Source organism: Psychrobacter sp. T6-6 (assembly GCF_052258185.1).
Classification (GTDB): Bacteria; Pseudomonadota; Gammaproteobacteria; order Pseudomonadales; family Moraxellaceae; genus Psychrobacter.
Genome location: NZ_JBQQEX010000013.1, coordinates 1 through 13,382, shown reverse-complemented (window position 1 = coordinate 13,382; position 13,382 = coordinate 1). Strand labels below are relative to the sequence as shown.

Genomic DNA, 13,382 nt, shown 5'->3' with positions numbered 1-13,382 from the left:
TACCAAATGTATTCAAACCGTACGGCTACGTAACTGCAATTTGCCATATTTTTATGCTAATTACTAGAAATTTCTTTGTAGAGAGCAGATATATTCAAATTTTATTTGATAGATACATTAGCAAGTTTTGGTTTGGATATAAATAATTGTTTGTATATATACAACTTTTTGTCTATTTGAACCATTTTACCAACCTACCAATCTATGTACAGTCGCAAAATCAGATAACTGGTGACGTACGTGGTTGTGTTTTGGTAACGGTCAATTGTAAAAGCTTTGCGATAGCGCCATTATTATCATGACATCCTGTAAGCTATCGACATTATTAGCGGATTACCAATATATAGAAGCTATCGATATATGGAAGTTATCGATGTGGCTGCCAATAAGATCGTCGATAAGAGTAACGGGTTTTGCGCATATTGTATTTTGACTGCTTATAAACAGTCGCCTCGATATAAAATACAAAATATATGTGACTGCTCGATGATTATTGGTATATATATGCAAAAATTATTAAAAATGGGTTATTAGATATTTGTTATTTATCATTATTAGGAGAAACAAAGATGACGCGCAAATCAATTATGAAGCCGATGTTGCTAGCAGCACTATTGACAACCTCTACGGTCGGTCTAAGCGGTTGTGGTTATAACAACTTACAGGCGCAAGATGAACAAGTAACAGCGTCGTGGTCAGAAGTGGTCAACCAATATCAGCGTCGCAGTGATTTGGTGCCAAACTTAGTCAAGGTTGTACAGCAGTATGCTGAGCAAGAGCAAGAGGTCTTCACCCAAGTAGCTGAAGCTCGCTCACGTGCTGGCGGTATTACTGTGACACCTGAAGTACTGAACGATCCAGAAGCAATGGAGCGTTATGCTGCGGCGCAAGAGCAAATGACTGGTGCGCTGTCACGTTTAATGGCAGTATCGGAGCGATATCCTGAACTAAAATCAGATGCGTTGTTCCAAGATCTGCAGGCGCAGTTAGAGGGTACAGAAAACCGCATTGCTGTATCTCGTAATCGCTACATCCAAGAAGTGCAAGGTTACAATACAACGGTGCGCCAGTTCCCAACTAATATCACGGCAAAAGTATTTGGCATGGATACCAAGCCAAACTTTAGTGTTGCTAATGAGGAAGCTATCTCGACCGCACCCAGTGTTGATTTTGGAGATTCTGCAGCAGCAGAGTAGTACTGGTTAAAAATATACAGAATAGAGCGGTGTATGCCGCTCTATTTATTTAGCTGATGACGTAATGACGCCTAGCTAATGTCTGTCAATCTGTAAAAATGTCATTTGAGGTGGTATAGATTAGATGAATAATTCAAAAGCAATCTTATCAGCATTATTGTTTACACTGAGCATCGGTGGAACATCAGTGCTACATGCTGCACCAGGTGATGATGTTGGCAGTGCTGCTGCGACAGATAATAACTCAAATCTACAAAACCGTAGCGTTGAAGATCTGGTAGCCATTGCAAAAGCAGGAGAGTCCAACGAAGCTATTAATGATGCAGTATTGAATAATGATGCTATTAATGGTGCGGTCTTAGGTAATGATGCGATCAATCCAAGCGCGGCGAATGATGAGGCAACAGCTGAGGCACAAGCTCAACCACCAGTAACTTCAAGCGCCCAGAGCGTCGATGCCGATAAACTCATACTCAATGAGCCAGTTGTCGATCAGGCCAATATCCTAAATCCACAAGAAAAACAGCGCTTAGAGGCGCAGCTGAGAAATATCTATCAGCAAGGGTTGGCTCAAGCAGCAGTTGTCATCGTACCGACGACCAATGGCTTACCTATATTTGATTATGCTTTGCAGGTTGCAGAGAAATGGGAGCTGGGTGATGAGGCTATCGATGATGGCTTGCTCATCGTCGTCGCAGTCAATGATCGAGATATGTATATTCTAACGGGTTATGGGCTTGAGGGCGTGCTACCAGATGCGGCAGTCAACCGTATCATTCGTGAAGACATCACACCACTGTTTAAACAGAACAACTACGGTGGTGGGATACTGGCAGGTGTGGATGCGCTCAAAACACGTCTGAGCGCTGATCCTGAAGTGCTGGCACGTGCTGATGCACAAGCTGCAGAGCGTAGCGCTCAGCAAAGTTCAGAGGAGATGCCATCTCCTATTTTCTTATTTATCATGGCGATGATATTTGGTAGCTTTATCACTAATATCCTAGGCCGAGTATTTGGCTCGATTGTCACGGCAGGTGGATTTTTTGCTGGTTCGTTGGCATTAGGCGGCGGCTTCTTTATGACGCTGATCATGGCGATATTTATATGGATGTTCTTGATTTCGCGTGGCGGCGGTGGTGGTAAAGGCGGCGGCGGTAAAGGTGGACGCAGAGGTGGTATGATCTTCTTGCCTGGTATGGGCGGTGGAAGTGGTGGCGGCTTTGGCGGCGGTGGTTTTGGTGGTGGCGGCTTCGGCGGCGGCGGCGGTGGTTTTGGCGGCGGCGGCGCTGGTGGCTCGTGGTAAGTGCCCATTAAGTTCTACGTAATAGACCAAAACAACCATCAGAACGATGTATTTGAGGAAATAATATAATGGCAGAAAACCACGCTACAAACTCTGTTTCAACTTCTAGCTCAACATCCAGCTTTGCTCGCTGGTGGCGTCAGGTCTTGTTTGTTCCGTTACTACACAGTAAGTGGCTAACAGCAGCAGCTCGGACGCGTCTCACAGAAGCGGTGACACGAGCTGAGCTTGGGCACCGCGGTGAGGTTTTTTTGATTGTAGAAAACCATTTGCCTATTCAGGATGCCTATCACATGGATTGCCGCGAGCGTGCGATTGATTTATTCAGTGAGTATCGCGTCTGGGATACTGAAGAAAACACAGGCGTTCTAATCTACGTCAATATCTGTGAGCATCAGCTAGAGATTGTCGCTGACCGCGGCATTAGTGCTCACGTCAGTCCGACTGTCTGGCGTGCGATGTGCGAAAAGGCAGTATCAGGTATTGCCAGTCAAAAAACAGAAGAGAGTTTGGCTGACTTACTCGATGAGGTAGGGCAGCTACTGCGTCAGTATTATCAACTAGAACATGACCCAGCAGGCAATGAGCTGTCTGATACAGTAGTATTTTTAAAATAGCAGTGACCTGTAAGCTGTATATACGATAGTTGGCTTTACAAATAGAGTGACTGCTTGATTTATATAAGCAAAGGGTATAAGCAAAGCGTTTTGTTTTAGGCGATATGATTTTGATGTTAAAATAGAGCCTCTAGCGATAAATAATGCCTGATATATGTACGGTTGGAATACAGTACAAGAATATATAGCATTGATGACAAGCACGTCTCGATAACACCATTATTGGAATACTATGATTGAATTAATAAAGAAACTACCAAAAGCTGAGCTACACCTACATATTGAAGGGTCATTGGAGCCTGAGCTGATGTTCAGACTGGCCAAAAAGAACAATGTGGAAATTCCTTACAAAGATATAGAAGACGTACGCAACGCTTACAACTTCACCAATTTGCAAACCTTTTTGGATATCTACTATGCGGGTGCAAATGTATTACTCACCAAAGACGATTTCTATGATTTGACGTGGGAGTATATTTTGAAGTGTGTCGAAGACAATGTCGTTCATACAGAGATATTTTTTGATCCGCAGACACATACAGAGCGCGGCGTGCCATTTGATGCGGTAATCACAGGTATCAAAGACGCATTGGCAGACGCTAAAGAAAAGTATGGCATCACTTCTTGCATCATCATGTGTTTCTTGCGCCATTTATCGCAAGAAGAAGCATTTGAGACCCTAGAGCAAGCACTAGATTACAAAGATGACATCATCGGGGTTGGTCTTGACTCTTCAGAATTGGGTAACCCACCATCGAAGTTCAAAGAAGTCTTCAAAAAAGCCAAAGAAGAAGGCTTTAAACTGGTAGCGCATGCAGGCGAAGAAGCAGATTTTTCATATATCTACGAAGCACTTGATCTGCTAAATATCAATAGAATCGATCATGGCGTACAGTCTATAAAGAGCCCAGAGCTGATGCAAAGACTCAAAGACGAGCAGATGCCGTTGACCGTTTGCCCAAACTCAAACATCGAATTGAGAGTGTTTGATACTTATAAAGAACACAATATCAAAGAGCTCTTAGACTATGGTCTCAATATCAGTGTCAACTCAGATGACCCTGCATACTTCAAAGGTTACGTAAATCAGAATTTTATCAATCTACACGAGAATCTGCCGATAACAGAAGAAGATATTGTCAAACTGGTAAAGAACTCTTTTAGATCTGCGTTCATCAGTGATAAGCTAAAAGACGCTTACTTAGCGAAAGTTGATCTAGCGCTGGATTAGGCGTTACAGAGTTTTTAATCGAAAAGGTTTAACGGTTTGTATAAATCGTTAAGCCTTTTTTATTGTCTATCTTGCGATACTACTGACCAGTAGTAGCTATTATAAAGACGTAATCTCTTCTATGAATAACGGCAATATGATGCCAGCCTTTTCTGCTAATGTGATATCGACTATGGTATTGGGTGTTGGATCGGGGTTTATCTCAATGAGTTGCGCGCCGCTTTGTTTGGCTAACTGTGATAACCCAGCAGCAGGGTAGACCAATCTTGAGGTGCCGATACTAATAAACACATCACATTTGGCAGCTGCTTTTTCTGCAGTCTCCCACGCCTGCGCGGGCAACGTCTCTCCGAACCATACAATATCTGGTCTAATATAGCCGTTGCAATGTGGACAAGTAATCAGCTCATCTTCAAAACTTACAGTATCTTGGCCATCGTATGATGCTCTTAATTGATCTTGGTAGGGTATCTCACACTGTCCACAACGATTGCGCCATAGATGACCGTGCAGGTGAGTGACCGTACTGCCTGCTTGCTCATGTAAGTCATCAACATTTTGGGTAATCAATATCACTTCTTGCTCGGAGGTTTGTGCATGATACTGCCACTGGGCCAGCGCATGATGTGCTGGGTTAGGTACTTTGTCTGCGACTATCTGTCTGCGCCACTGATACCATGACCATACTAGCTCTGGATCACGCATAAAGGCTTCAGGTGTGGCTAAGTCTTCGACACCGTAGTTTTCCCACAGTCCAGTTTGTTTATCTCGAAACGTAGGGATACCGCTCTCTGCTGAGATGCCAGCCCCAGTCAAGATACAGATACGTGATTGTGCTGCCAACAGTTTTGCTGCACGTTTTACTTCTGCTATTAACGCTGGTGATAATTCTGCTAACATGAGCCAACCCTTGCTAATAATGGATATTTTTTCTTATGATAGACGGAATTTGGTGGCTTGTCATACTGTTTGCGGTCATTGCAATCTTGTGGTTTATTGCAAAGTCCCGCGGAGTAAAGACAAGCAAAAAGAGTGGTAACCAGTCAAAAAAAACAACATCTAATGATGCCTTGCACAAGACATCCGCATTATTAAAGCAGTATTTCCCTGATTACAACGTTGCCCGCAAGGTGAATCATTTGCTTATTAGCAAACAAGGCAAAAAAGTCGCTATGATTACGATCGATAAGAAGATTGCCGCAAGTCAGCGCCGTCTAGGAGATGTGCCAGTGATCAATTATCACCGTGTACCCAGCCGTGCTCAACTGACTGCCAATTTGCAAGAGGCAGAGTAGGCTTGTATAAAGTATATGGACACAGAAACGCCAGCACTTAGAAGTATTACCTTGCTATGTACTTATCTGTAGCGGATGTCATGCTAAGGAAAGGTGAAATACGATGATTGGTGCGCTCGGCGGGAATCGAACCCACGACCCTCGGCTTCGGAGGCTGGAACCACCATATTTCGTTAAATGACTTTGATGTATATAAACCTACTATACATTATAAATAAAGGGATAGGAAGGATTTTATGCCATGACGTTTAGCGTATTTTAAAGTTTTTTATAGCAACATTGATATCAATTTTGGTCACTAGTTAAGTATATAATTAAATCATTTTTTATAGTATTAATGTACGTATTTTATACTTAACTTTTTCAGAAATTACTGATTAAGCGAATTATTAACTCATCAAAGTAATATTGGAAGAAATTACTGTAGAAATGGGCTGCTATAATTTCGAAAAAATAGTCAGGTATTTCAGCCGTAGTTTAGATCTTAACGATTTTTCGAATGCGTTGAAGAAACGGTTCTGGACTACACTTGCAAATACTCTGATATTGAGTTTTTGACAACAACGTTTTGAGTTTATCTTCTTTTGATTTACCTTGTTAAGCCATCAATAATCCTACAGTAACCTCAAAAAAATACTCATCTTTGATAGTGATACCAACCGTACCTTTATGTGCATTAGCGATAGCCTGCACGATAGACAATCCCAACCCTGTACCTGCATACTTATGGCTAGTTCTATCATGACGATAAAATCGCTCGAATAATTTATCGGCTTGACTCTGATCTAACGGTTTGTCTAAACGATTGGTTATCGTTAGTCTTAACCATGGCTGCTGTGAGGGCCGAACCTCGTCTTCTGCTACATTAATTGAGGTGGTTGAGGTGAAGACGGTAGCGGATATCATGATAGTACTATCACTAGCTGCGTAATAAATGGCATTTGACATCAGGTTGGCAAACAGCCGTTGCAATAAGCCTTCATCACCTAATACTCTTTCGAAATTACCCGATTTCTCAAAAATTATCCCTCGATCTTCTGCAATCATTTCATAGTAATCAACGAGCTTTGTAATTAAGCTGACTGTATCCACGTGACTGATTTGCGAGTCACTTAATCCTTTCTGAGTTTTTGCCAGTAGCAACATATTGTTTATCATAGCCGACAGCTGCTCTAACGTATCATGCTGATGATGTAGCTGCTCAATGTATTCATCGCCAGCTCTTGGCTTAGTTAACATGACCTGCGTTTGTGTACTAAGCGTCGCTATTGGCGTACGTAGCTCATGAGCGATATTGTCTGAAAATCGTGACAAAGATTCAAAGTTGCTTTCAAGCTTGACCATCATCGAATTATAAGACTCTGCTAGTGGCCGCAGTTCTAACGGCATATCGTCAACCCCAACTCTTTCGTCTAACCTTTGGAGGTTTATGCCTTTCATTTTTTGTACGATAGTGGCCAGAGGAGCAAAACCCCAATAAACACTTAATGCCGCTACTGAAACTAATAATAAGGTGATGGCAGTAAGTATCAAGCTCAGCTGGCGATTGAACTGGATAAGATATTGATGATGCACATCGATAGGTAATGCAATAAACGCCAAAACCTCTTGATTTGGAATAATAATTGCTCGGTAATGCCTATTATTTATCTTGATCATAAACTGCTGATCGTGATGATCCTGCCATAGTGATAACAAGCTAAAATCGGGCGGTAAATTATGAATGAAATTACTAGGGTCACTGGATAATAATTTGCCTTTTTTATCTGCTACTAAGGTTTTTAAATCATAATCTAGCCAAGAGGAATGCAAGTGATTGTCATTAATGAGTGATTGGGACTTTGACACTGTGAATGGTTCTATGTGATCGTTAACATCAATCATGCGTTTGCGCAGGTTAAAAGCCGCATGGGTGATAATCTCTGAGTCCATTTGCTCAAAGTGTCCACTCACAGAGCGCTGCACCCACGCATAGATGATGACCTGAGAGATGATAACGAAGACTGTCAATAAGAAAATAGTTCGCCATAGCAATGACCAGCGCCGATTTTTGAGTTTATAGTTCATGCTATTTAGAATAGTCTCCGTCCGCACCACTTTGGACTTCAGTAGCTAGTGCCTCCAATCGGTAGCCCATACCACGCACAGTATGAATCAGCTTCGCCTCATGCTCATCATCTATTTTTATGCGAAGACGCCTTATCGCCACATCAATCACATTGGTATCATTTTCAAAATTCATATCCCATACTTGAGAGGCGATGACTGAGCGCGGTAGCACCTCACCTCGGCGATCTAATAGAAACTGTAATAATGAGAACTCTTTTGCCGTGAGCTTAATAGCCCTGTCTTTTCTATGCACAGTGCGCTTGGCAATGTCCATTTTAAGATCTGCTATTTGCATAATCGTACTTTGATAATCGGATTGATTGGCACGTCGTAATAAGCTTTTGATTCTAACGATCAATTCTGCAAACGCAAAAGGCTTGGTTAAATAATCATCGCCCCCAATCTCAATCCCTTTTATTTTGTCACTTAAGCCATCTTTTGCCGTTAGAAAGAGCACGGGAGTACGCTTACCTGCCGCTCGGTAATTGCGCACCAGCTCAAAGCCACTAACATCAGGTAGCATGACATCCATCAGTATCACGCTAAATTCTTCCGTCATCAATGCATGATAGCCATCTAAACCTGTTATGTGATGATCCACAATAAACCCAGCTTCCGTTAAGCCTTTTTTTATATACTCGCCAAGCTTCAACTCGTCTTCTACCAGCAGTATTTTCATAGTAACCCCTCAATACGATTATGATTATTTGACATCCTAATCAATATAGATGACAAAAACGTTTTGTAACTGACAAAAATGTCATGTACTCGTAATCAGATTGTCAGTCTTCTTTTGCTAATCTGTATGAATGAAACATAGTTGTTCATACCTAGCGACTATGAATTATTTTCACAGGTAATCAATTCAAATATCTAATAACTTACAAAAGAGGTTTTATATGAAAATTCACGGTTCATTCAAAAAAGCAGTATTGCTATCGGTATCTGTACTTATCGGTATTACCACTGCTAATGCGCATACTACTGATCTAAGTACTTCAGTCATCAATAACTGCGACGCTGTTACTGACTTTGCAAAAAACTTGGATCATAACGATGCTCAGCTTTCTAGCGCCCAAATGAAAAGCTATATCGATGCTAGAGTGGCTTGTGAGATCGAACACAAAGATCAACATCTACAGTCTGAAAAGTATTTCGTAGATAAGTATGGACGTGATCGTGATTCTAATGCTGCCTCAATACTAAATGAATACAAGCAACATTAAAAACTAAAAACAGCAAGATGACAATATTGTAATCTTGCTGTCATCTCTCTGTCAGAATCAATGAAGTATGCTTTAAAATAACTTAACACCCCAAAGATTTTTTGACTTTATACCAAATCAAATAAGGATTTACCATGTCATTATTCAAATCAATGCCACTATCTAAATCAATCGTAGCCACTGCTATAGCCTTAGTTGTTTCAACCTCTGCTTTGGCACATGACCCAAAAATGCATGCGCAGAAAGATCAGATGAACTGCGAAAAGATGGAAAAACACATGGATATGATGGGAAAAATGGATCATAGCAAAATGGATATGAACGATCCTGCTATGAAAGCCATGATGACCAACATGAGCAAAATGAAAGCGATGTATCAAAAGCACTGTGTTACTAGTAAAAGTGACTCTTAGGCATTGATCTTATAGAAGTGGATCGTAGAAATTCAATATTATTGTTAGATGGTTTTGTCGAGCAGTAATTGGATATTAACAAAAATGGATTTTTAGGACAAACCTATGAAGTTTTTACTAGGAATACTGTTTACCGTCTTTGTCGCGATTGTGGGTATTTTTATTGTAGTGACTAGTGGTGTGATAAATATCGGCGCTGATCAAGCCCATAGTCCGCTAGTTTACAATTTTTTAGAGACTGCCCGCACGCGTTCAATAGCGAATGCTAGTAAGGACATTACGGTTCCCAACTTAGAAAAGACAGAAATGATCAGCTCGGGCGGTGCCGATTACAAAGATATGTGTGCAGGGTGTCATTTGTCTCCTGGGGTGGAAAGCACTGATTTTAGCGCCAGTTTATATCCTAAGCCGCCAAGTTTTACCAATGTTGACTTGGTTAAACGCTATAAGACCGATGCCGGTGCTCAGCAAGCTTTTTGGGCCATCAAACACGGCATTATGGCATCAGGTATGCCAGCATGGGGCGCTTCGCACGATGACGATAGAATGTGGGCAATGGTTGCTTTTATCAGATCGTTACCTGACTTAGATGAAAATCAGTACACCATGCTAACGACTAGGATAGACGATGATGTGTTGGACATGTCATTTGATGGTGAGATGGATATGTCTGGTGATGGATCCGGCATGCAACATTGATTATTCGTAAGAAATGCAGTACTCAAGAGTGCTGCCTTTTGCGATTTGAGTTTTAAGCTTTACCAATACCACTTTGGTCAGTGTTACGGCTTTAATTTTTATAAATTTGATCGTCAGATAAATGCTCAGGAGTGATTTTATGAGACGCTATACCAATATATTTTCTAGTGAACACAACCGGTTATCTGGTCGTGTTCTTTTAGTGATGATGACATCTTCACTATTATTAGCGGCTTGTAGTCAACCTAACGCTGCTGCTGACTCAACACCAGCGACTGAGCCAACTACCGCTACGCAAACCGCGCAAACAGAGCAACCAAAAGCGGAAATAATGCCTGTCAGTGCTCATTCAGACACCCAGCCAACTATCCTAAAAAATATCTCAGTCACCGTTTATAAAGATGCCAATTGTGGCTGCTGTAAAGAATGGGTCGGTTATGCCGAAGGTCATGGCCTAAATGCAACCGCACAGAACGTCGAAGATTTGTCCTTGTTTAAAGAGCGCTACAGCGTACCGCAGCAGATGCGCTCTTGTCATACCGCTGTCACTACTGACGGCTACGTATTTGAAGGTCATGTCCCTGCCAAATATATGGCACAGTTCCTAAAAAACCCACCAAGTGATGCGATCGGTCTTGCCGTACCTGGGATGCCAGTTGGTAGCCCTGGTATGGAATATCAAGATAAATTTATGCCGTATAAAGTGATGCAGCTTAACAAAGATGGCTCAACAGCCATTTATGCAACCATTGAGTCACCGCAGCAGCAATTATAGTTTGAGTGACGTTTAAATAGCTTATCCAGCTCTACTAATGGGCTGTCGAAGACATAAGCTTGACTGATAAATATATAGACTCAACTCCCATTTCATGGATTAAGTTAGGTAAATAATTATGAACAAGAATATGCTTAACCGCAGGCGTTTTTTGACAGGGTCCTCTACTCTATTAGGGGCATCCATGCTATCCACACTGCCATCTATTGCCAATAGTGCGCTCGGTAAAGGTCAACAAAACGTAGCCGTCAACAGTGATAAATCTGACCATATCGTACCTATCCTAACCGGTAATGAGTTTGACCTGTATGTCAGCAAGAAGCCCGTTACTGTCAATGGCAAGTCGAGTATGGCAACCCTCATCAATGACTCGCTGCCAGCGCCAACGCTAAAGATGCAAGAAGGCGATACCGTGACCATCCGTGTCCATAACCAGATGAATGAGTCGACCTCTATTCACTGGCATGGCTTGCTCGTCCCATTTGAGATGGATGGGGTGCCAGGTATCAGCTTTGATGGTATTCCTGCGAACAGTACCTTTACCTATAAATTCAAACTCATTCAATCGGGTACGTATTGGTATCACTCCCATACTGGCTTTCAAGAGCAAACTGGAATGCGCGGCGCTATCGTCATTGAGCCTAAAGGCCGCGAACGTCATCCAGTCGCCGAAGATCACGTGATTTTATTGAGTGATTGGACACATCGTGATCCGCATAACTTGCTAAAGCTATTAAAGCAGCGCGCTGACTTTGATAACTACCACTTGCCAGATTTTAAAAAGCTATTGTCTGATATTGCCGCAACAGATTTAGAAGCCGCTTATGACAAGCGCAAAATGTGGAATAAGATGCGCATGATGCCGACAGATTTTACGGATCTGTCTGGTGAGAAGACATTCACTTACCTTATGAATGGTAAAACCACCGCCGCCAATTGGACACAGCTAGTGAAAGCGGGACAGCCTGTTAAACTGCGCTTTATCAATGGCTCGGCGCAGACGATATTCGATGTGCGTATACCGGGTCTGAAGATGACAGTCGTCTCAACGGATGGTAATGATGTCGCGCCTGTCGATGTTGATGATTTCCGCATTGGGGTGGCTGAGACTTATGATGTCATCGTCACGCCGACCAAAGATGCACATACCATATTTGCCCAAAACATTGATCGTTCGGGCTATGTCGCGACCACGCTTGCGACCAAAAAAGGCGCTCGTGCTGCAATACCTGCTATGGATAAGATCGAATGGCTGACCATGGCTGATATGATGGGGGCTATGGGTGACAAAGGCTACAAAGCAAAGCACGCTAAGACCGAGTACGACTTTAAATCTGATATGCGTGTCGACAGTCCACGTATGAACCTCGATGACCCCGGTATTAACCTGCGTGATATTAATAGAAAGGTGTTGACTTATGACCAATTGCGCTCCGTGGATGAGCAAGTACTGGCAGAGCAGCGCAAACCTACTAGAGAGATCGAATTACATTTGACTGGCAATATGGAACGCTATATTTGGGCGTTAGATGGTGTCATGTTTAAGGATGCAACGCCTGTCAATATTAAACCTAACGAGCGCGTACGCATTACCTTAGTCAATGACACCATGATGAACCATCCGATGCACCTGCATGGTATGTGGAGCGACTTGCGAACCCCATCTGGAGACTTTCAGGTACGTAAGCATACGATTGTGGTGCAGCCAGCGCAAAAGATTAGCTTCGATGTGACGGGTGAAGTTGGACGATGGGCATGGCATTGCCATCTGCTTTATCACATGGAAGCCGGTATGTTCAGAGAAGTTGCCGTCGTTTAACAAACCTTCGAATATGAGGCTTATTATGAAAATATCTAAGAAAAATCTGCCATTCATTGGTTTGTCATCGCTAGTCTTGCTCACATCATCGTTTGCAACGGCTGCTGATATGTCTGGTATGGATCATAGCGGTATGGATATGTCAGGCGATATGTCTGGTATGGACCACAGTGGCATTGACATGTCAGGCGATATGTCTGATATGGATCACAGCGGCATGGATATGTCGGGCGATATGTCTGGTATGGATCACAGTGGCATGGACATGTCGGGCGATATGTCTGATATGGATCATAGCGGTATGAGTATGTCGGGCGACATGTCTGGTATGGATCACAGTGGCATGGACATGTCGGGCGATATGTCTGGTATGGATCACAGCGGTATGGATATGTCAGGCATGGATCACAGCGGCATGGATATGTCTGGGATGCAAGGCGGGCAGCCGCCAGCCGATGCTCGTAGTCCAGACTATTCAAATGGGGTTCCCTACGGGCAGTATGGTAAGCCAATGATGATGGGCAGCATGCCATTATGGGGAGTATCAGTAGACGACTTGGGCTATCAGTTTGATGAGGATCAAATCAACTTCGAGGCGACGGGTTGGTATGGTACTGACAGTAATCGTATAAGGCTACGCACGGAAGGTAGTGCTCAGACTAAGGATGATGATAAAGAAATTGATAGCTTGAGCTCACT

General features: G+C 42.7%; 14 protein-coding genes. 11 read left to right on the top strand and 3 right to left on the bottom strand.

The window, feature by feature from the left end:
* The first annotated feature begins 569 nt into the window (after window positions 1-569).
* From ACTXGL_RS13240 to ACTXGL_RS13225, 4 genes are all read left to right on the top strand, one after another.
* Window positions 570-1,196: a LemA family protein gene (locus ACTXGL_RS13240; protein WP_443527198.1), complete on the top strand. Its 627-nt coding sequence runs from the start codon at window positions 570-572 to the stop codon at window positions 1,194-1,196.
* Between the two features lie 124 nt (window positions 1,197-1,320).
* A complete protein-coding gene (locus tag ACTXGL_RS13235; RefSeq protein ID WP_443527197.1) occupies window positions 1,321-2,499 on the top strand; it encodes a TPM domain-containing protein in 1,179 nt (392 codons plus the stop codon).
* A gap of 68 nt (window positions 2,500-2,567) precedes the next feature.
* Window positions 2,568-3,116: a TPM domain-containing protein gene (locus tag ACTXGL_RS13230; protein ID WP_443527196.1), complete on the top strand. Its 549-nt coding sequence runs from the start codon at window positions 2,568-2,570 to the stop codon at window positions 3,114-3,116.
* A 232-nt stretch (window positions 3,117-3,348) separates the two neighbouring features.
* Window positions 3,349-4,347, top strand: coding sequence for an adenosine deaminase (locus tag ACTXGL_RS13225; RefSeq protein ID WP_443527195.1), 999 nt, complete (start codon window positions 3,349-3,351; stop codon window positions 4,345-4,347).
* A 99-nt stretch (window positions 4,348-4,446) separates the two neighbouring features.
* Here ACTXGL_RS13225 and ACTXGL_RS13220 read toward each other — a convergent pair whose 3' ends face one another.
* Complete coding sequence (locus ACTXGL_RS13220) at window positions 4,447-5,247, bottom strand: NAD-dependent deacylase (protein WP_443527194.1); 801 nt, start codon at window positions 5,245-5,247, stop codon at window positions 4,447-4,449.
* 35 nt (window positions 5,248-5,282) lie between these two features.
* Here ACTXGL_RS13220 and ACTXGL_RS13215 point away from each other — a divergent pair, with 35 nt between their 5' ends.
* A complete protein-coding gene (locus tag ACTXGL_RS13215; RefSeq protein WP_443527193.1) occupies window positions 5,283-5,642 on the top strand; it encodes a hypothetical protein in 360 nt (119 codons plus the stop codon).
* A gap of 597 nt (window positions 5,643-6,239) precedes the next feature.
* On the opposite strand, the gene ACTXGL_RS13210 is transcribed toward ACTXGL_RS13215, so the two are convergent.
* Window positions 6,240-7,709, bottom strand: coding sequence for an ATP-binding protein (locus ACTXGL_RS13210; protein ID WP_443527192.1), 1,470 nt, complete (start codon window positions 7,707-7,709; stop codon window positions 6,240-6,242).
* A 1-nt stretch (window position 7,710) separates the two neighbouring features.
* The gene (locus ACTXGL_RS13205) at window positions 7,711-8,430 is read right to left on the bottom strand and encodes a heavy metal response regulator transcription factor (protein WP_443527191.1); all 720 of its coding nucleotides are present in this window, start codon (window positions 8,428-8,430) and stop codon (window positions 7,711-7,713) included.
* Between the two features lie 220 nt (window positions 8,431-8,650).
* On the opposite strand from ACTXGL_RS13205, the gene ACTXGL_RS13200 reads away from it, so the two are divergent.
* The 6 genes from ACTXGL_RS13200 to ACTXGL_RS13175 form a co-directional block, all read left to right on the top strand.
* Complete coding sequence (locus ACTXGL_RS13200; protein ID WP_443527190.1) at window positions 8,651-8,977, top strand: hypothetical protein; 327 nt, start codon at window positions 8,651-8,653, stop codon at window positions 8,975-8,977.
* Between the two features lie 134 nt (window positions 8,978-9,111).
* The gene (locus ACTXGL_RS13195) at window positions 9,112-9,390 is read left to right on the top strand and encodes a hypothetical protein (RefSeq protein WP_201588556.1); all 279 of its coding nucleotides are present in this window, start codon (window positions 9,112-9,114) and stop codon (window positions 9,388-9,390) included.
* Between the two features lie 105 nt (window positions 9,391-9,495).
* A complete protein-coding gene (locus ACTXGL_RS13190) occupies window positions 9,496-10,089 on the top strand; it encodes a c-type cytochrome (RefSeq protein WP_371532719.1) in 594 nt (197 codons plus the stop codon).
* Window positions 10,090-10,228: 139 nt separating this feature from the next.
* Window positions 10,229-10,864, top strand: coding sequence for a DUF411 domain-containing protein (locus ACTXGL_RS13185; protein WP_371532718.1), 636 nt, complete (start codon window positions 10,229-10,231; stop codon window positions 10,862-10,864).
* A 118-nt stretch (window positions 10,865-10,982) separates the two neighbouring features.
* Complete coding sequence (locus tag ACTXGL_RS13180; RefSeq protein ID WP_290176791.1) at window positions 10,983-12,683, top strand: copper resistance system multicopper oxidase; 1,701 nt, start codon at window positions 10,983-10,985, stop codon at window positions 12,681-12,683.
* Window positions 12,684-12,708: 25 nt separating this feature from the next.
* Window positions 12,709-13,382 (top strand): pentapeptide repeat-containing protein (locus ACTXGL_RS13175; protein ID WP_459112911.1); only part of this gene is annotated, 674 nt, incomplete at its 3' end.